This is a genomic window from Pseudomonas sp. 210_17 TE3656, assembly GCF_054821965.1.
The window spans coordinates 5162293-5182133 of record NZ_JBTRBC010000001.1 but is presented as its reverse complement, the minus strand read 5'-3'; the positions used below and the strand labels follow the sequence as shown (position 1 = coordinate 5182133).

The 19841-nt window shown below is 59.7% G+C and carries 17 protein-coding genes; 4 read left to right on the top strand and 13 right to left on the bottom strand.

Going from position 1 to position 19841, the window contains the following annotated elements:
• Positions 1–14: 14 nt before the first annotated feature.
• Together ACVI9W_RS23930 and ACVI9W_RS23925 are read right to left on the bottom strand one after the other, a co-directional pair.
• A complete protein-coding gene (locus tag ACVI9W_RS23930) occupies positions 15–239 on the bottom strand; it encodes a YMGG-like glycine zipper-containing protein (protein WP_038610370.1) in 225 nt (74 codons plus the stop codon).
• A gap of 11 nt (positions 240–250) precedes the next feature.
• Positions 251–631 (bottom strand): hypothetical protein, encoded by a 381-nt coding sequence (locus ACVI9W_RS23925; RefSeq protein WP_461531476.1) that lies wholly within the window; start codon positions 629–631, stop codon positions 251–253.
• 228 nt (positions 632–859) lie between these two features.
• Here ACVI9W_RS23925 and ACVI9W_RS23920 point away from each other — a divergent pair, with 228 nt between their 5' ends.
• The 3 genes from ACVI9W_RS23920 (at position 860) to ACVI9W_RS23910 (ending at position 4415) form a co-directional block, all read left to right on the top strand.
• Entirely contained in the window at positions 860–1150 is a 291-nt protein-coding gene (locus tag ACVI9W_RS23920) for a hypothetical protein (protein WP_461531475.1), read from the top strand.
• 179 nt (positions 1151–1329) lie between these two features.
• Entirely contained in the window at positions 1330–2958 is a 1629-nt protein-coding gene (locus ACVI9W_RS23915) for an ATP-binding protein (protein WP_461531474.1), read from the top strand.
• A gap of 110 nt (positions 2959–3068) precedes the next feature.
• Entirely contained in the window at positions 3069–4415 is a 1347-nt protein-coding gene (locus ACVI9W_RS23910) for a tetratricopeptide repeat protein (protein ID WP_461531473.1), read from the top strand.
• Between the two features lie 65 nt (positions 4416–4480).
• On the opposite strand, the gene ACVI9W_RS23905 is transcribed toward ACVI9W_RS23910, so the two are convergent.
• The 5 genes from ACVI9W_RS23905 to ACVI9W_RS23885 form a co-directional block, all read right to left on the bottom strand.
• Positions 4481–5752: a RidA family protein gene (locus ACVI9W_RS23905; RefSeq protein ID WP_461531472.1), complete on the bottom strand. Its 1272-nt coding sequence runs from the start codon at positions 5750–5752 to the stop codon at positions 4481–4483.
• Positions 5753–6011: 259 nt separating this feature from the next.
• A complete protein-coding gene (locus tag ACVI9W_RS23900) occupies positions 6012–7019 on the bottom strand; it encodes an acyltransferase family protein (RefSeq protein ID WP_422417379.1) in 1008 nt (335 codons plus the stop codon).
• 101 nt (positions 7020–7120) lie between these two features.
• Positions 7121–9988, bottom strand: coding sequence for an HD domain-containing phosphohydrolase (locus tag ACVI9W_RS23895; protein ID WP_461531471.1), 2868 nt, complete (start codon positions 9986–9988; stop codon positions 7121–7123).
• Entirely contained in the window at positions 9985–10152 is a 168-nt protein-coding gene (locus tag ACVI9W_RS23890) for a hypothetical protein (protein ID WP_461531470.1), read from the bottom strand. The genes ACVI9W_RS23895 and ACVI9W_RS23890 overlap by 4 nt, the downstream gene beginning before the upstream one ends.
• Before the next feature lie 35 nt (positions 10153–10187).
• Entirely contained in the window at positions 10188–11210 is a 1023-nt protein-coding gene (locus ACVI9W_RS23885; protein WP_461531469.1) for a YeiH family protein, read from the bottom strand.
• A gap of 92 nt (positions 11211–11302) precedes the next feature.
• On the opposite strand from ACVI9W_RS23885, the gene ACVI9W_RS23880 reads away from it, so the two are divergent.
• On the top strand, positions 11303–12190 hold the full coding sequence (locus ACVI9W_RS23880) for a LysR family transcriptional regulator (RefSeq protein WP_461531468.1): 888 nt from the start codon (positions 11303–11305) through the stop codon (positions 12188–12190).
• Positions 12191–12362: 172 nt separating this feature from the next.
• Here ACVI9W_RS23880 and ACVI9W_RS23875 read toward each other — a convergent pair whose 3' ends face one another.
• From ACVI9W_RS23875 to ACVI9W_RS23850, 6 genes are all read right to left on the bottom strand, one after another.
• Entirely contained in the window at positions 12363–13715 is a 1353-nt protein-coding gene (locus ACVI9W_RS23875; RefSeq protein ID WP_461531467.1) for a DUF1329 domain-containing protein, read from the bottom strand.
• Positions 13715–15535 (bottom strand): DUF1302 domain-containing protein, encoded by a 1821-nt coding sequence (locus tag ACVI9W_RS23870; RefSeq protein ID WP_461531466.1) that lies wholly within the window; start codon positions 15533–15535, stop codon positions 13715–13717. The genes ACVI9W_RS23875 and ACVI9W_RS23870 overlap by 1 nt, the downstream gene beginning before the upstream one ends.
• Positions 15536–15632: 97 nt before the next feature.
• The gene (locus ACVI9W_RS23865) at positions 15633–16967 is read right to left on the bottom strand and encodes an MFS transporter (protein ID WP_461531465.1); all 1335 of its coding nucleotides are present in this window, start codon (positions 16965–16967) and stop codon (positions 15633–15635) included.
• 63 nt (positions 16968–17030) lie between these two features.
• Positions 17031–17765, bottom strand: coding sequence for a carboxymuconolactone decarboxylase family protein (locus ACVI9W_RS23860; protein ID WP_461531464.1), 735 nt, complete (start codon positions 17763–17765; stop codon positions 17031–17033).
• Between the two features lie 29 nt (positions 17766–17794).
• Positions 17795–18622 carry an SDR family NAD(P)-dependent oxidoreductase gene (locus ACVI9W_RS23855; protein ID WP_461531463.1) on the bottom strand — a complete coding sequence of 276 codons (828 nt, stop codon included), beginning with the start codon at positions 18620–18622 and terminating at the stop codon, positions 17795–17797.
• Positions 18623–18685: 63 nt separating this feature from the next.
• On the bottom strand, positions 18686–19741 hold the full coding sequence (locus tag ACVI9W_RS23850; protein WP_157192354.1) for a beta-keto acid cleavage family enzyme: 1056 nt from the start codon (positions 19739–19741) through the stop codon (positions 18686–18688).
• Positions 19742–19841: the final 100 nt, after the last annotated feature.

Below are 19841 nucleotides of genomic sequence, written 5' to 3'. Positions count from 1 at the left end.
GCGGATTGGCGCAGCTACTTCTGCTGTCTGCCTCTGATGTTGCCGGCAACCCCGCCGGCAACGGCGCCAAGCGCGGCGCCAGTCCATCCACTGCCGCCGGAGATCGCGGCAATGCCGGCGCCGGCCGCAGCACCGATGGCGGCACCGCTCACCGTCCCCTGCTGCTGAGCGGACATCGAGGTACAGCCGATCACACTCACCGCAGTGAGGGCTGCGGCAAATAATAAGGACCTGTTCATGTTCACCTCCGCTACTTGTTCTGCTTCAGACCGGGCACAACCATCTCGAACCAGATGGTCTCGATGACGGGCCGTTTCACCTGGTCGGGATGGGCGGCGTACCACTGGTTGAGCCCTTCGCGCACGGTATCGAGCGTCTGGCCTTTCAAGCCCCTGCCGAAACGTGGAATCAGGCTGTGCTCATCGGACGGCGGCTTCGCCTTGTAGTAGGCCGCCTCCACCTCGTAGGCATTGGCGATGCCGATGAGATAGACCTTCTTGAGCTCCTCCGACGACTGCATCCATTGCTCGCCGGTGATCAAGGCAACCCCTTCGGCATGGGCAATACCCGAAGCCGTCAGCAGGGTCACCCATGCCGTAAATACCAACGTGCCCAATCGCAATGCTCTCATCGCCTTCGCTCCTCGCCAGTCAGCCGGTAACCCCGGGCTTACAGACAAGTTTAGATACCTGAGTGCTTCTGGCGGGATTATGTGGACGACCAGAAGCCGCCGATGGTCGTTGCATTTCGCTGGTCGTCGGCGTGTAGCTAAGCTTAATGAATCGGGGTGAATTGAAACCTGGGAGATAGCGGCCTCAGTAGATCCGGATTGGAGGCGGTGCTCCCAAAGGAGACGAACATGTACGCGGTGATAAGAACCTACCTGGGTACCGGAGCAAAGCAGCTTTTCGAGCTTTTGGAAGAACGCAGTGCCGACGTCGACGCTACCCTGCGCACAGTGCCTGGCCTGGTAAGCTACACACTGCTCAATACCGGTGATGGTGGTACAGCAGTAACAGTTTGCAACGACAAGGCCGGTAGCGATGCGAGCTTGAAAGTCGCACGTGACTGGATTCAAAAAAATGCAGCGCATATCCACGCGGACCCGCCGATCGTGACGGAAGGTCCGGTGATTGTGCAGATCAAATAGCCCCCAATCGGGTGACGAAAAACCCAAACACCCCCAAATGAGGGGATTTTCTGGGTAACCAATCAAGCGCGACTTAGCCTCGGCTCAGACGTCATGGGCTATCGCGCTTGGCATGATGCGTGCTTATTCCACATTCGAAATTGCAGATTGTTCTCTCAATATCTCGAGGTGTGAAGCGCATGCAGCAAACTCACGAGAGAAACCCGCTAACCTCAGCACTGCAGAAATCCAGTCTGGATGAACGCGCCCGACGCGATACCAAGCGCGCTCTCGGGCAGCCGCCAGCAATCACTGAGACAGCAGATTCAAAAGATGGGTTGGACTGTACAGCGCAAAAAACAAGAGATTCCTTTATGCGCCGTGTGCCATGGAATCTCAATGTACTACCTATCAAAGGCATTGCCTCGCTTTTGGCGAAACTAAAAGAGACCCGAATACCCTCGCCATTCATCGGCCCCAGTATAATTTTAATCGCAACCCTCTTTGGATTTATTGCCAGCAGTCTCATTATCAGTACAAACACCCAGCAAAATACAGCACTCACTGCCAAGTTCATTCAGGCCTTGGGAGCCGTGGATGCAAGCAACATGGGGTTGACTGGATATCAAACAAGCGACCTACTGGACTCGCGCGAAGATAGTGGCCTACCTCAAGAAGCCCAGGTTAATCGGCAAAAATCACGAAACATGTTCTTTGAGAGCCTGAGCAACATTGCCAATCACCCGAGTACGTTATTGATTAATGTTTATGCGCCTGACAATGTCATTATCTGGTCCAGCAATCCAAAATTGATCGGCCAGCGCTTCACCGGCGACAAGGAGCTTGAGAGCGCTGAGTCCAGCAAGGACGGCGTCGTTGCCAGCTACCACAAAGCAAAAGAAAATCACAATGAGCAGCAATTCACCCGTCAACCAAGCAGCATATTTATTGAGAATTACATCCCGCTCGTAAATACAGCGGGGAAAGTGCCCTCGATTGTTGAGTTCTATACAGAGCCCCCCGGCTGGCTGGCCAGTACTCAATCGGGTTACCTCGTGCTGTGGCTCGCTTGCTCCATGGGCGCAGCCTTGATTTATCTAGGCCTCCTTTCCTTCACAGGTAAACGTGGCGGCGTATTTTCGTCGAGGATTCAACACAACATTGACAATGAAATGGCCACCTTGCTTAACGAAGTGACTAGCGTAGTGGCTCACAACTTACGCAACCCCCTCGCCGTGGTCCGCTCCAGTGCCGAGCTGGCCTTGGAGGTCAGTACCCAAGCTGCCTGCAAAAACATCGGCGACATCATCCATCAGGTCGATCGCATGTCGGAATGGATCAATGAACTGCATGTTGCGTCCACCTCCCTGAAGGGTGAAATCGGAAAGGCCGATCCGGTAGAGGCTGTACTTGAGACCCTTCGGAATTTTGAACTGCCATTATCCAGCGCCAATGTACATGTGGAATTTTCAGCAACCAGCACCCTGCCGGTAACAGGTCATCACCAGTTGCTTGTTCAAATATTGGACAGCCTGGTATCCAACGCTATTGATGCGATGCCAGACGGGGGGATTTTGTACATAACAATCGATCAGCGCTCATCCAGGCGTTTGAGCATAATACTGCGTGACACCGGCAAGGGAATGACCGCCGCCCAACAGAAAGCACTGTTTCGGCCTCGTTGCTCCATCAAACATGGCGGGTTTGGAATTGGCTTAATGTTGGTGAAATTGATAATGAAGCGCTTTGGCGGTCACGCTAGCCTGACCAGTGGCAAAAACAAAGGGACAACCGTCAACTTGTGCTTTCGGATGGCAAGCAATGGCTAGTGTTCACGCTTCGTCGGAAAAGTGTCTCTGAGGCAAATCAGGAGGGACAATCAAGAGCGATCCTCACATCTCGATCATGTATGCCCTCAGGGCATGGTCAGGAGGAAAGCATGAGCAAACGCGACAAACGTGGCAATCCTGTTTCCTATGGTTCGCAGGAGGCAATCGATGCGCTGGACAGCGCTTGCGAACTGCTGCATGCCTACCAGGCCGATCCTTTGGCTGCAGCTGACGAAATTATTGCACAACACCCGGATTTTCCACTGGCCTACGCCTTTCGTGCTGGCACGATTGCCACGGCGACCGACAAGGCGTTTGACTCAGAGCTGCACAAAAGCCTGGACGCGGCAGAGCGCCTGGCAGCGCAAGCGAATGATCGCGAGCGCCAGCATATCCATGCAGTACGCGCCTGGTTCGACGGCGACTGGGAGCGGGCAATCGAAATCTGGGGGCGTGTTTCGATCGAGTACCCCCGCGATCTGCTGGCATTGCAGTTCGCCCATTTGGGCGACTTCTATCTAGGCTACGCGCATATGCTGCGTGATCGCATAGCGCGGGTGATGCCGCACTGGGATAAGGACGTTCCCGGCGTTGGCTTTGTCAAAGGGATGTATGCCTTTGGCCTGGAAGAGTCAGGGGATTACCGCCAGGCCGAAGAACAGGGTCGCGAAGCCGTTGCCTTGAACCCACAGGATGGCTGGGCGGTGCACGCCGTCACGCATGTCATAGAAATGCAGGGCCGCAGCGTAGAGGGGGCCAAATACCTTTCCTCCAGCGCCAGTGCCTGGGCTCCCAACAGCATGTTTGCCTTCCATTTGTGGTGGCACCAGGCGCTTTTCCTCCTTGAGGCTAATGACGTGGCTGGCGCGCTGCGCCTCTTTGATGAAGACATTTCAGCGGGTGGATTTGCTCAAGCGCTTGAGCTGCTTGATGGATCGGCGCTGCTCTGGAGACTCTCCCTGCTCGGTCATGACGTTGGCGATCGGTGGAACGGACTGGCGGAAAAATGGGAATCACGTTGTGAAGACGGTATCTACGCCTTTAACGACGTGAACGCGATGATGTCATTTGTGGGTGCTGCGAACAGCCGGGCACAAATTCAACAGCTGGATACCCTGAGGCGGGCTGCTGCTGGTATCGGTAGCAATGCCATGATGAGTAGAGAGATTGGTGTGCCGGCCTGCGAAGGATTGGTGGCGTTTGGTCGTGGGGATTACGCCCAGGCGATAGCGTCGTTGATGCCATTACGCGCCAAAGCCAACCGCTTCGGCGGTAGTCACGCGCAGCGTGATGTTTTCTCATGGACGCTGATAGAGGCAGCCATCCGCCTTGGCAACCGCGCACTTGCCGAGGCACTGGTTGCCGAGCGCCTTGCATTGAAGCCTGAGAGCCCGATCAACCGCGCCTGGAAAATGCGCGCGGGTCAATTGCAGTCGCTGCATGAGGGATCGTGGTAAGTGGAAAAAGGGAAGCTGGGGACTAGCCCCGGCTTCCCTTTCTCGTTACTGGGAAATGAATCCCGCTATTTTTCAGGAGGCGTGCCTTCAGCGTTTGCCACAACCACGTCGATTTGCACTAGCGCATTTTCAGGTAGCGCCGACACCCCCACTACCCTGCGTGCAGGAACGCCACCGGGGAAAAAGGCCGTGTACACTTCATCCATTGCCGCAATATCTTCGATGTTTTTAAGGAAGACATTGACCTTGACGACATCACTCATGGCGTGATCGATACTTTCGACAATCGCCTTGATGTTTTTTAGACACTGTTCAGTCTGCTCTCTCACCCCCTTGCCCACCACCTTCCCGCTGGCGGGATCGATTGGTAATTGCGCAGATACATGGTTGTAATGAGAGAAGGCTACCGTTTGTGTAGATAGCGCATGCATGGGGGCAGCCGCCGTATTGTTTGCCTTTATGACAATCCCGTGCCGGTCTTCAACAACTTGCGGTGGCGTGCCGTCTCCGTGTGATACAACCGCCTCTATTTGCACCAAAGCGTCCATGGGCAACGCTTGGACCGCAACGCTAGTCCGCGCGGGGAAATAGGCTACCGTCCTGGCAATGGCCGAATCCGGGAAAAAGGTTGTGTAAACTTCGTTTACCCGCTCAATGTCCGAGAGATTTTTAACGAAGATAGTAATCTTGACGATATCATCAAAAGGAACATCAATACTTTCCAAAATCGCCTTGACATTCTTCAAACACTGCACAGCTTGCTCTTTTACACCGCCCGCGACCAACTTGCCTGTTTTTGGATCGATTGGTAGCTGAGCCGACAGGTTATTGTAATGCGAAAAAGCCACGGTCTGCGCAGACAGTGCGCTTACGGGTGCGTTCTCCGTATTCCTGACAGTTTTTACCAGGTCGCCTGCCTGTGGTGCTTGTGGAATAGTGCCTTCGCCGTTTGAAACCAGCGCTTCAACTTGCACTAAAGCCCCCATAGGCAACGCTGCAACTGCGACTGTCGTCAGCACGGGGACATAGCCAGGAAAGAATCCTGCATACACGCTATTAACAGCCTCAACATCGGCGATATCTTTAAGGAAGATAGTAATCCTGACGACATCTTCCATCACATGGTCGATGCTTTCCACAATCGCCTTGATGTTTTTGAAGCACTGTTCAGCCTGCGCTTTTACACCACCCGCTACCAACGCACCAGTTGCCGGGTCGACAGGTAACTGAGCGGAAAGATTATTGTAGTGAGAGAACGCTACGGTTTGTGAGTACGGACCTATTCCTTTTGGAGCATTACCTGTATTTCTCGCCAATACAGCGTTATAGCCACTCATAACAGTACTCCCATCCATTTGGATTTCGCGGGTTGTGTGGCGAGCACCCATTCCACTGCGCTATCGATGGCTGCCACCGTTCGTCCGGGCGACTGGCTCACGTCCACGAGGGACAAGTGAATCCGTACCCAGGGGTGTTCCATGGAGCAGGATCAAGTGTAGTGATCTTTGCGTGCTGCGCCATTGCAGCGATCAAGGAGGGTGAGGTCTCCACTCAAGCAGACCAGCGCCAGTCCTCTGAACCGCCTGTTGCGGACGTTCAGCTTGTAACAGACTGGCTAACCACTTTCCGGGAAAATGTCTTGCCAAACGCAATCCACCATTTTTCATAGTAGAAAGTCGAGATATGCGCAGTGATAAAAACTGCGGCAAACAACAGAGGCCGCTTCAAATATTTGACCAGGGTATCCCCGCTCCCCAACCAGGTCTGCTCCAACAGCGGGTGAACAACGTAGAGCGCATACGAGATGGTGGCGATATAAAACAGAATGCGCGTATTCAGAAGCTGGGCAACCAGCGTGCGCCCATTGAATAACGTGCTGCCCACCATTGCAGCGGCAAAATAGGGACGCAAGTAGTTCATGAAGCCCGCTTCGGGGTGACTGGACACGACAAACAGCAGCGCTAGAACTATTTGCGCAATCCACATTTGTTTCGCATAGTGCATCAGACTGTCGCCCAGCTTGCCGTTGTATACCAGTGCCAGTATGCACCCTGCCAATATTTCATCAATGCGGTAATAGGTATTGATGGCGACATGGACTTCATTGATGACGCGGTACATCGTCACGGCGATGCAGAAAAAAGGGATCAGCATCATCCACTTGTTTCTCATCAGCACCACCAGCAACGCGATGGCCAGATAAAACTGGACCTCCATGCACAAACTCCAGAGATGACCGTTTGCACTGCCAAGCCACATCGGCGGCCAGTTGGCAACGAACAGGAAATTTGTGATATAGAATTCCGGCGGGCTGTTCATGACAAACAAAGCAATGGCCATGTACAACCAGGCAAGCGGCACAATCCGGAAGATCCTGCGAATTAAAAAATCAACGACGCTGCTGTTGTTGAGCAGAAAACTTGTGATCAGGAATCCCGACAGGGTAAAGAATATCGCCATGCCCATCACGCCGGCGGCGGAATTCATTTGCCATGGCTTTGGCCCGAGTGGCAGCAGGTGACACGCCAGCACCAGCAAAATGCTAATGCCGCGCCATCCGTCAAGTACGCTTAATCGAGAGCCCGCTGCGGAACTACCATTCATATGTGCACTCACTCTTTGAGCAATCGCAGCGGTGATTTTTTTATCAGGCCAAAGCCTTTAAGCCTGAAGTCTAGGACACCTTTTGCGCTTTACCCTTCAGGTCACGAAAAAATCGTGCCCTGTATCTGCGCCAACCAATAGTCCACATCCACCTCATCGATCTGCTCGGCACGCAGGAACCGCTCACCATACTGGCGATACACGCCGCTGCTCAGGAACAGCTGCAGCAGCTGCCCATCGATGTGATTGTCGCGGGCCATGAAGACCAGGATCTTCACCGACTCGGACAAGGTTTTCGGCGCCTTGTATGGCCGGTCGGCGGCCGTCAGCGCTTCGAAGATGTCGGCGATCGCCATCACCCGCTCGGCGATGCTCAGCTCATCCTTGCCCAGCCGACGCGGATAACCGCTGCCGTCCATCTTCTCGTGATGGTTGCCGGCGATCGCCGGGACGCGCCTGAGCTGGCGCGGAAACGGCAGGGACGAGAGCATGATGATGGTCTGCACGATATGTTCGTTGATCTTGAATCGTTCCTCGTCGTTCAGCGTGCCGCGGCGGATCGACAGGTTGTACAGCTCGCCGTAGTTGCTGGCATTGGCCGGCAGGCGCATGTCGAAGCCCCAGACGTTGCGCGGATCGTCCCTGGCCACCGGTGGCTTACGCGGCCCCCAGGGCACCCGGTGCTCGCTGCGGTCGGCCAGTAGCGGTTCATCCACCGGCAACTGCACCTGCGGTACACCGGCAAAGCGCTCTTCTTCGTCACGCGAAATGCCCAGCCGGTTGTCGAAGTGCCGCTGCCAGCGGCGCTGGCCGATCCGCTGTAAACGCTCGACGTCGTCATCCTGCATGAACTCACCACCGATATTGGTTTTGGCGACGAAGGCGAATTCCTCCTGCAGTTGAGCCTGGCAGCGCTCCAGCGTCCGTTGCAGCGCCTGCTGATCGGCACCGCTGGCCAGGCCTTGCCAGTAAGCCAGCTCGGCATCGCGCCAGAGCACCTCGAAACGCATGCGTACCTCATGGATGCGGTTGTACAGAGTCTCCAGCTTGGTCGCCTTGTCCACCACATATTCGGGGCTGGTGACCTTGCCGCAATCGTGAAGCCAGGCCGCCACCCGGAACTCGTAGCGCTCGGCTTCGCTCATGTTGAAGTCGGCATAGGGGCCGCTGTCGGCCTGCACGGCCTTGTCCAGCAGCATCTGCGCCAGTTGCGGTACGCGTTCGCAGTGGCCACCGGTGTAGGGACTCTTGGCGTCGATGGCATCGGCCAGCAGTTTGATCATGGCATCCAGCAAGCGTTGCTGGGCTTCGATCAACTGGCGTGTCTCGATGGCCACGGCGGCAGCGCCGGACAACTCCTCGACAAAGCGCCGGAACGGTTCGTGCACTTCATCGCGCGCCTGCTCATTCTCCAGCTGCAAGACCAGAATGCCGAGCAGCGCCTGACTTCGGTCATTGAGCACCACCGCGAGGCTGTGCCCCTGTAGCGCCATCGCTTGTGTCACGGCGGCTGGCAGATCCTCGTGATCGCGTTCGCCGATCCTTAGCTCCTCAGGGTAACCCTCGCCCCGGCAGGAGGCGGCCAGGCGCAGCAGCGCATGCTCGGCATCGAACAGGTACACCGCGCCAGCACTGACGCCAGCGGCGTCCACCAGATGGCTGAGTACCCCGTCGAGCATCCGCTCCAGCTGGCTCTCACGGCTGAGCGTGAGGGTGATCGCCTGGAAGTTGCGGATGGTTCCCGACATGCGGCTCAGCACCCGGCTCAGTTCACGCACCTCGGACACCCGCGACGTGACGCCCACCTCGCGGCTGAAATCGAAACCGGCCAGGGCTCGCACCTGATCGGCCAGCAAACGCAGCGGGCGACCGATACGTCGACCGAGCAGGCCACCGAGCAGCAGTAACACGCCCATCAGCACCGCCGTCCACAGCAGCTGCTCGAACAGCACCTTGCGCGCACCGGCCAGCAGCTCGTGGGCTGGCACGGCAATCAGTACCTGCAGATCCTGCCCGGCCAGGGTCGTAAGCTGCGCGCGCATGCCATACCAGGTTTGCCCCTGCACCTGATAAGCCTGCAGCGCAGTGCCCTGGGGCAGGTCGGTGTAGATACGCTCCAGGCTGGGAATGCCCAGCTCGCTGATACGCGACAGGCGCACAGCCTGCCCCTCATGCACGATGACCCGCTGCAGATCCGGATAAGCCACCACACTGCCTTGATCGTCAACCACGGCGATCTCGGTGCCAGCGGTCATGCGCAGGTCCCGGCTCTCACTGGCCAGATCGTCGACCGAGACATCCATGCCGATCACCGCCGCGCCGTCGACGCTGCGCTGCGCCATGGTCAGGCCGATCTCGCGGGTGGTGAAAAACACATAGGGGCGGGTCAGTACGGTGGCCGAGCGCCCGGAGGCTTCGACAAACCAGGGGCGCTGGCGTGGGTCGAAGTGATACTCCGGCTTGACCTCGGTTTTGAGCAGGGTCAGCGCCTGGTCGTAGAAACGCCATTCGCCCAGCATCGCAGCGTCGGCGCCTGCGCTGATGCTCTGCACCAGGAACGCAGCACCTGGCGGCGCAGCGAAGCGCTGCTGCAGTTGCGGATCCCGGAGCCTGCGGACCAGGAGGAACTCACCGTTGGGATAACCGACGTAAACGGCGCTGAGCATCTTGTTGGCGTTCAGGCTCTCGACCAGTTGCGCGAGCCTCTCCAGGCGCTGCGTCAGGTTGCCGGCAGTCGGGTTGAAGGCCAGCAGCCGGATACTGCTCTGCGCCGGATCGACCAAGCGACGGGCGCGTTCGTCAATCGTCTTGCCAAGCTGCTGGGCGGCATCGCCAGTGGCCGCCACCAACGTCTGCTGTATCCCGCGATAGCCCTGCCAGGCCAGGCCGACGCCGAGCAGCAACATGCCCAGCATGATCGCCAGCGCCACCAGCCATTGCAGCGAGATGCCCCGTCCCTGGTTGCTCATGGCTGACGGCCCCAGCCCTGCGAAACCTCGACGGCGCGAACCGACAACGCCAGGCTCGCCAACAGGCGGCCCTCCAGCCAAGCAGCATGACCAATCAGCACGCAGCCCATTCCAGGTACTCGATGTGTGGCGGTTTCAACAGTGTAATCGGCGAAATCGATCATGCCGGGCCGATTTCAACTGCTGACCGCTACACGATTTACAGCAGGGTCAAGGCACCTCCCACAATCATCAGTTGCAGCGTCAACGCCGCAGCCAGAATCAATGGTTTAAGCCCCGCCTTGCGCAAATCGATCAAGCGCGTACTGAACCCCAGGGCCGCCATGGCTGCAGCCAGCAACAGGTCATCGAAGCTGACCAGGGCCTGATGCACGCTCTGATCCAGCGCCAGCCACGAGTTGATCAGCATGCAGGCGATAAAGCCGAGGACAAAAAGCGGCACTTTTACCGCAGCAGTGCGCTGCCCGCCCTCGGACTTGCGGCTCAGCCACACGCCCAGGCCAAGCAGGAAAGGCGCCAGCAGCAACACCCGGATCAGTTTCGCGACCACCGCTGCCTCGGCCGCCTGCGGGTCCATGGCCTGGCCGGCGGCAACCACCTGGGCCACTTCATGCAGGGTCGCGCCGGTGAAGATACCGAAGCCATGGCTATCGCCGAACAGGGTCGGCATCAGGGTGAACAACCAGGGATAGAGCAGCATGCCGAGGGTGCCGAACAGCACCACGCAAGCAATCGCAATCGCCACCTGGTCATTGCGCGCCCTGACCACCCCGGCACTGGCCAGGATCGCCGCAGCGCCACAGATCGCATGACCGGCGCCGATCAGTACGGCGGTGCCACGCTCCATACCCAGCACCCGGGTGCCCAGCCAGATGGCCAGACTGATGGTCGAGAGAATCAGCAGCGCATCGGTGACAAACGCCTGTACCCCCAGGGCCTGCACCTGTTGCACGGTCAACCGGAAGCCATACAGCGCCACGCCCAGGCGCAGCACCGGCTGCTTGCACAGCTGAACACCGGCCGCGGCCGCACGGTGCACCGTGCCCGGCACCAGGTTGCCGACCGCCAATCCCAGCAGCATGGCCAGGGTCAGCGTGCCGATCCCGCTACCGTGCAGCAGCGGCGAAGACGACAGCCACATGGCCAGCGCTGCCAACGCCAGGCTGCCGGTGACGCCGGTAAGCAGGCTGTAGGGAAGCTGGGTACGACTCAGAACAAGCATAACGACACCTCGTTTGTGGTGACGCTAGCTTGCAATCTCTTATAACCTATATGAAGCTAGATATTCTTATTGGTCATATCAGGAAAGCTGATATGCAATGCCGCATCACTCTCAAACAACTGGCCACCTTCGTTGCCGTCGCCGACCTCGGCAGCGTCACCCGCGCCAGCAAGGACCTGAGCCTGAGCCAGGCAGCGGCGAGCATGTCGCTGCAAGACCTGGAGCACCAGCTCGGCACCCGCTTGTTCGATCGCCATGGCAAGCGCCTGGTGCTCAACGAGCATGGGCGACGTTTCTACCCCCACGCCAAGGCCACCCTGGAAGGTGCCCAGGAAGCCGAAACGCTGTTCCAGCAGCAACTGACCTGCCACCTGCGCATCGGTGCCAGCACCACCATTGGCGCCTATCTGCTGCCCGAACTGCTGGCCGCCTTTCTCGCCGCCGAACCGCATAGCCGCCTGGAGCTCAAGGTCGAAAACACCGAGCGCATCGTCGAGTCGCTGTGCAACTTCACGGTCGATGTCGGTTTTGTCGAAGGCCCGGTCCAGCACCCTGATATCGATGTGCGCCCCTGGCGCGAAGATGAGCTGGTGCTGATCGCCGCGCCCGGTCACCCCTTGACCCGCCTGTCCCAGCCCGACGCGCAGGCGCTGGCCAGCGCCCGCTGGATTACCCGCGAGCAGGGCTCGGGCACGCGCAATATGCTCGAGCACCTGATCGGCCCGTGGCTGGGCAGCCCACAGCATTTGCTGGAAGTGTCCAATGGCGAAGCGATCAAGCACTGCGTGATCGCCGGCGCTGGCATCGCCTGTGTGTCACGGGTGATGGTGCGCGGCGAACTTGCCCTGGGCCAGCTGTGCACCCTGCCCTGCCCCAGCGGCCCGCTCAAGCGCACCCTGTACCGGGTGATCCACAAGGACAAGCAGCCGACCCGCGGCCTGGCGCGATTTCTGGAGTTCTGTCAGAGCCCGGTGGGGTAAAGGCTATGAGTGTTTTTGAGTGCCCCCAGTGGGAGCGGGCTTGCCCCGCGAAGCGATGTGGCTGAATGACCGCAATCGCGGGGCAAGCCCGCTCCCACCGTAGGCATAAAAAAACCGCTGCATCAGCAGCGGTTGGGTAAAGCGAACCCTCAAAGTGCGTCGATTCGCGATGTTATTTGCCGTAGCGGCGCAACGCCGCCGGGCTGTAATCCTCTTTCTTGGCCAGGGCGTTGAACACCATCTTCTGCGGGTATTCGTTGGTCATGAAGTTGGTGGTGTAACGCGCCGAAATCAGGTCATAGGTAGCGTCCATGGCCGGGAACGGCACTTCGATGTCGGCCAGCTGCATCGGGTAGTTCTCGTACATGCGCCACAGCTCACCCCGGCTGTCATACATCTCGGCACTGGCGATCTGCCAGGTGTCTTCGTCGATATAGAAGCGGCGCTTGCCATAGACGTGACGGTTACCGGGCTTGAGGGTCGCTTCCACCACCCAGACCCGATGCTTTTCATAGCGCACCAGCTGTGGATCGATGCTGTTGGCCTTGAGAATGTCGGCGTACTTCAGCGATTTGCTGGCCAGTTTATAGCTGTTGTAGGGAATCAGCCGCTCTTCCTTGCCGAGCAGTTTCCAGTCGTAGCGATCCGGCGCGCCGTTGTAACCGCCGACACCGTCGCTGGTCAGCTGGCCATAGCTGTAGCGCGCACTGGTGTCATAGGCCACGGTCGGTGCGCGACGCACGCGGCGCTGACCGGGAATGTATTGCCAGGCACTGCGCGGCTCCTGCACCTGGTTCAGCGGTTCATGGACCATGGTGATTTCACCGGCCACCCGTGACGGGCTGAGGGCGCGGATGACGCTGTAGTACAGGGCGTTTTCCTGCTCGGGCAGGTCGCTGATCGCCGAGCGCCAGTGCACCGACTGCTGATAGGTGACCAGCGTCGAGCTGCCGTTGCTTTCCACGGTGGCCGAGGCCATTTCGCGCTGCACCGAGTGGCCGACATAGCGGGCCAGGTGGTTCCACATCACTTCCAGCGGTTCGGTCGGTAGCGGGAACGGGATACCGTCCTGGTAGCCCACCAGGCCATAACCGGATTCGGCCAGGCTGACAGCGGCGACGTTGGCGCGGGTGGCGGCAGTCACCGCTGCCGGCATATGCGCGGTGCGCTCGCTGGGATAGACGTTGAGCTGATAGCTGGGAAAACGCTTGAGCATCGCCTGCTGACCTGGGGTCAACAGGTTCTGGTATTGCCCGGCATTGGCGGCGCTGATCACCATCAGCGGCTTTTGCGCCGCGAACGGGTCGGCATAGTCGCCGTTGCTGGCGGCGGTGACGCTGCCGGGCTTGAGGCCGCCGGACCAGGCCGGGATGCTGCCGTCGGCATTGGCCGCACGCTCGCCGCCCATGGGGTTGAGACGGCCGTCAAGCTGGCTGGCATCAGTTCCTTTGGCATACACAGGCGCCTGCAGGCAGGCCACAAGCAAGGCAAAAACAGCAGGCAGTTTTTTCATTGGAGTAGTCATCAGAAGCTCACCTTTAGGTTGACCGAGGCAAAGTCGCGGTCGTCGAGGGTGGTGAAGTCGTTCGAGCCGAAGAAATCGTTGTAGGCAAACTCCAACGAGTAGTCGTTGCGGTACTCGAACAGCAGCGAAAGGCCGACAGCCTTTTGTCCTTCCTGGAAGTTGGGGCCATAGCCGTCCACGTCATGGCGAAAGTTGATGCTCGGGGTGACCACCGTGGACGGCAGCAGGCCTTCGTAACTCAGCGCACCACGCAGGCGATAACCCCAGGACCAGTCGGTGAAGAACCCGCGGTTGTCGTTGCAGTTGTTGGCGTTGAGGTTGGCGATCTGCCCTGGGTCGAGGTTGGCGGTGCCCGGGCTGACGCAAAAGCTGGCCGGGTTTGCCGGGTTGTAAGCGCCGGTGCTCAGCTCGCTGCGCCCATAGGCGCCACCGCGGCCAAAACGCTCATCGCCGAGGTCACCGATATGGTTGACCGCCGCCTCCGCCGCCAGGGCCAGGCGGTTGGCGCCCAGCACGTTGGCGACGGTATCGGTGGCGCCGAGGGAGAACTGGCTGACCGGCTTGCGCGCATAACCTTCGATCGGCGCGCCCAGCGCCGGCGTCACCCCCGGTGCGGTGAACGGCGTGTTGGGGCTGCGCAGCAGGAACTGCACGGTATCGTTACCGTTGAAGCCCAACGGCTGATTCGGGCGGAAACTCAACTCACCAAACACCGCCGTGCCACCGACGACGCCGCTCAGGCTGATGCCGAACAGGCGAATGTCTTCGGGGTACACCGAGTTGTAGCTGGCCGTCTTGAAGTTGCTCAGGCCGCGCGCGGTGACGGCGGTACCGTTGAACGAGGCAAAGCGGCTGTGGTAGTTGGCGTAGTACAGGCCCAGCTCGGCATCGTTGAGGCTCTCCAGCACCTTGCGCACGGCCAGGCCGTATTGCCCGCCGTCATGCGGGTAGTCACTCGGCCCGCGCGGTATGAAGGTGCCCGTGGCCAGGGCGTTGGCCGTGGTGCGGTCGCCACTGACTGCGGCAATGATCGGCCCGCAGCCTTCCGGGGCAAAATCGGCGGCCTGGAAGAAGGTGCCGCAACCATCGAGCACCGAGGGACGGAAGTTGTACTGGTAGAAGCCCTCCAGGCTCAGGGTATCGCTCAGACCGAGGTTGAACGAGAGCATCTCCACCGGCAGCTGGCCTTCCTTGAGCTCGACCCCGGGACGGTTGAACGCCGACACGTCCAGCGGGTTGATGGCATTGATACCGTTCTGGAAGAACAGTGCCTCACCCCAGCTCAGCACCTGCTTGCCGAACTTGACGTTCAGCGCTTTGCCGGCGACATCGAAGTCTTTCCAGACATAGGCGTCCAGGGTTTCGAAGCCCTGGAACTTGGCCAGGTCCGGGTAGCTGGAATCGTCAAACTGTTTGAAGTCACCGTCGCGGGTTTCCAGGGCATGGTCGTACCAGTACTTGAAGCGGATGAAGGCGCCCTGGCTGCCGTCATTGAGGTCGAAATCGGTCAGGCCCTTGAAGATCTGCGAGATCGGATCGTGCTTCTTGAAGTTCAGCCGGCCATCGTCGCCATTGGTATCGATGCCTTCGCCGTGCTTGCCGATACTGGCCGCATCCGGGGCGTACAGCAGCCCCGGATCGGCGTTGCGCAGGGCCCAGCTCGAGCCCAGGGTCAGCGTCGTATTGGTGGTCAGTGACCAGCTGTCATTGACCTCGAAGGTCGTGGCCCCGGCTTCGGAACCACCAAACAACGCCAGCGCCACACTCCCGGCCAGCAGGCAGTACGGATGCGGGGCAAGGCGCAACAAAGTGCTTTTCATGCAGGATTCACCTTTTATTGTTGTTTTATGGCCAAGCGTTCCCCGTGCCGGTGCGCGAACGCACCAGCCGTGACGGGGTTTTCGAACGAGCGGGAAATCAGCTGCGGTGTTCGCGCAGCAACCTGGCTGGAATGCCCAGCAGCAGAATCAGCGAACCCAGTACCAACAGCCCGGCGATCACATCGAAGGCGATGTACAAGCTGCCGGTGCTGGCCTTGATGCTGCCCACCAGCACCGGGCTGACCATTGCCGCGATACCGCCAAGGCTGCTGATCAGGGCAATCCCGGCAGCGGCGCCAGCACTGGACAGGTAGGACGGCGGGATGGTCCAGAACAGCGGTACAGCCGATAGGCAGGCGCCGGCCCCCAGGCTCATGAACAACACCGAGAGCACCAGGTTGCCCTGGAACACGCCGAGCAGAACGAAGCACGCGGCGCCCACCAGCATGGTCGAGGCCAGGTGCCAGCGGCGTTCCAGGTGGCGATCGGAGCTGCGCCCCAGCAGGTACATGGCCACCAGCGCCACCAGGTACGGCAGGCTGCTGATCAGGCCGATGTGGCGGATGTCTTCAAGGCCGAAGCCCTGGATCAGCGTCGGCATCCAGTAAGCCACCGTGTTGGTGCCCGAATAGATGCAGAAGAACACCATGCCGGCCATCAACACGCGAGGATCGCGCAACAACTGCCGGAACGATGCATGTCGTGCCCCGGCCTTGCCCTGCTCAGGCGCCAGTTGCGCAGCAACAATGGCCTTTTCCTGTTCTGTCAGCCACTTCACCTGCTGCGGTTTGTCGTCCAGCCAGAACCAGGCAAACAGGCCCAGCACCACCGCCGGAATACCCTCGAAGACAAACAGCGCCTGCCAGTCACGCAGCCCGTACCAGCCATGGAAATGGGTCATGATCCAGCCGGCCAGTGGCCCGCTGACAATCCCGGCGAAGATCCCGGCCATGATGAAGATCGAGGTGATCCGCCCGCGGCGCGCCGCCGGGAACCAGTAGGTGAGGTACAGAATCACCCCGGGAAAGAACCCCGCCTCCGCCACGCCAAGGAAAAACCGTGCGGCGTACAGCTGTTGCGGGGTGCTGACCAGGCTGGTGGCCATGGTCACCAGGCCCCACAGGATCATGATCCGGGTGATGGTCCGGCGCGCACCGACGCGCTGCATGTACAGGTTGCTCGGCACCTCGAACAGCAGGTAACCGACAAAGAACGCCGCCGCGCCCAGGCCGTAGGCCGCATCACTGAGCAGCAGGTCTTCGCTCATGCGCAGCTTGGCGAAGGAGATATTGATGCGGTCGATCGAGTTGATCACATAGGCAAGAAACAGGAACGGCAGCAAGCGCCAGATGATCTTGCGATAGGTCGCTTTCAACGCCCGGCCCGCCGGGTCGTCGGCAAGTGCCGGGCTGTGTTCGGCCACACTGGTCATGTCTCGGTACTCCTGCTTTGGCACGGGGTGCTCATTGTTATTGTCCAGGCTGCACGTCAAAGGTCACTTGGCCAGGCTATGCAACGCTTCATCGAGCATCGGCACACCCAGCTCGCAGGCTTCGATGCCTTGCAGGCTGACAATTTTCAGCACCTGCAGAATCTGCTCGCGCGTGGCGCCCAGCTGCAGTGCCGCCTCGATGTGCCGACGGGTGCCGTGGCCGTACATATGGGTCACCGTGGCATCGCCGGCGATGCACAGGAACTCGATCCACAGTGGCGGCAAGATACCGTCCTGCCAGAGCCCCAGGCCCATGCCGAGAAATTTCTCCAGGTACTGCGGGTCCCAGCGATACAGGGTTTCCCACAAGGGGTTGAACATGCCGTTGGCACGCACCTGATCGCACACCGGCGTAGCCCCGGGGATAACAGTGTCATCCTCCCTGCCCGCCGCAGCCAGTTCCTCTTCGAGGATTGGCACACCCAGGGCACAGGCATGGATGCCGACGACGCTGGCGAGTTTGAACACTTCCAGAATCTCTGCCCGGCTGGCGCCCAGGCGCAAAGCATTGCGCACGTGCCGACGCACACCCGGCGCATACAGATGCGTGGCGGTGACGTCGATGTTCAGGCGAATCAGCGCCACCAGCTTGGGTTCAAGCACCTCGTTGGTATGGCCGTCCTCGACCAGGTCCATGTACTGCTCGGTCCACTGCGGCGCCCACTGCGCCAGACTGTCCAGCGACGCGTCGAACACACCGGCGGCGCGCAGGGCATTGTATTTCGGGGTATCGGTCATTGTTATTGTTCTCGTAGAAAGTGCCCGGCTCAGATCACCGAGCCGCCATTGGGGCTGATCACCTGGCCGACCAGATAGTGTTCGCCTGCCAGGTACAGCACGGTGCTGGCGTACTCTTCGACCGTGCCGAAGCGGCCCAGCGGGCAGCCTTGCCAGAGCCGGTTGCGCGCCTGCTCGCCGACTTCGTCCAGATAGGCGTTGAACGCCGGCGTGGCAACGCCGCCCGGGGCCATGGCATTGATGAAGATGTTGGCGCCAGCCACCTCATAGGCCACCGATTTGGTAAAGGCGATCACCGCCCCTTTGGTCGCGCAGTAGTGCGGGCTGTGCACGCTCTTGGTCGACAGCCCGGCAATCGAGGCGATGTTGACGATGCGCCCTTCGCGCTGCGGCTCCATCAACTTCAGCGCCTCGCGGGTGCAATAGAACACCCCGTGGACATTCACGCCCCAGTAGCGATGCCATTCTTCGTCGCTGATGGCGCTGGTGAAACCCAGCGAGCGGCGTGGCTCGGGCGTCGAGATGTAGCGATAGAAGGCATTGCGCCGCTCGGTATCGACCGGGCGATTGGGCGTCAACGCCGCATTGTTGACCAGCACATGCAAGGTGCCGAAACGCGCTTTGATCTGCTCGAACATCGCCACGACTTCGGCGCTGGACGACACATCGCAACGCAGCGCCAGACACTCGGCACCGTACCCGGTGACCGCTTCGCAGGCCTGGGCCAGCGCCTCCTGATTCACATCGCAAATCACCAGTTTCGCACCGGCTTTGGCGAAGGCTTCGGCACAGGCTCTGCCGAGCCCGGGGCCAACACCGGTAACCAGCACCACTTTGTCTTTGAATTGCAGATCCATCACACACCTCTTGGCTGGGTAAAGGAACAAGACTGGCGGCAGCGCCGCCAGTCATACGCCTGATCAGGCCTGGCCGGGCACGGTGAAACCGCGCTGACCTGGCTTGCGATTTGGCGCCATGCCCAGCCGGGCAATGGTTTCGTCGGCACTGGCGTAGTGTTCGCCAATCTTGTAGATCGCCCGCGCTTCCTGGCCGCTGGCAATTTCGCGGCCCAGCTCGCGGGACAGACGCACGGTCTGCTCGATCTGCTGCACCGAGGTCATGCGCTCGCCTTTGCGGCCCCACAGGGTGTCTTCGATACCGACCCGCACATGCAGGCCCATGGCAATCGCCATGGCGTTCATCGGCAGCACCGCGCGCATCGCGCTTTCCATGGTCAGGATCGAACCCGCTGGCGTGCGCTTGACGAACTCGATCATGTCCGACGGGTCCAGGCCCGCCGCGCCACCACCGATGGCGACGTAGTTGAGGATCAGCGGGCCGGTATACAGGCCCTTGCGAATCAGGCGCTCGACAGTTTCCAGCTGGTGCACGTGGCCGAGCATGAAGTGCGGCTGGATGCCGGCCGCCTGCAGGCGCTTGAGGTGCTCGATAAAGAACGATGGACGCGCATCGGAGACCATCTCCTGATAGGCGTTGAAGTAGCCGGGTTGTTCGAGGATGGTGCCCTTGACGTCGTCTTCGGTCAGCAGCTCGCAGATGTTCATCTGGCTGGTGTTGATGGCGATGGTGACCTGGTCGGGCTTGGGATCGAGTTCGGCGAGCATGTGGCGGGTGTCGTAGTCCAGCCACTGCGCCGCTTCACCTTCGCTTTCCGGGGCGAACGAGATCGAGCCGCCGACCTGCAAAACCATCTCTGGCACGGCCTCGCGCAGCAGGCCAAGCATTTCGTTGAACTTGCTCAGGCGCTTGGAGCCTTTGCCGGTTTCTTCGCGGACATGCACATGCAGCACCGTGGCGCCAGCGTTGTAGCAGTCGATGGCTTTCTGGATCTGCTCATCCATGCTCACCGGGATATCGTCGGAATCGGCGGGGGTCCATTGCGGACCGTAGGGAGCCACCTGAATCACCAGTTTTTCCTGGTTTTCCGGGAACAGACTGTCGTCAAGAAAATGCATGTACTTCTCCGTCCTGATTTATCGTTATTGAAGGAAACGAGCGCGCGGTGCGGCTCTGGAGTACGGAGGAAGTTACCTGTCACGGCTGCCCGGCTTTTAT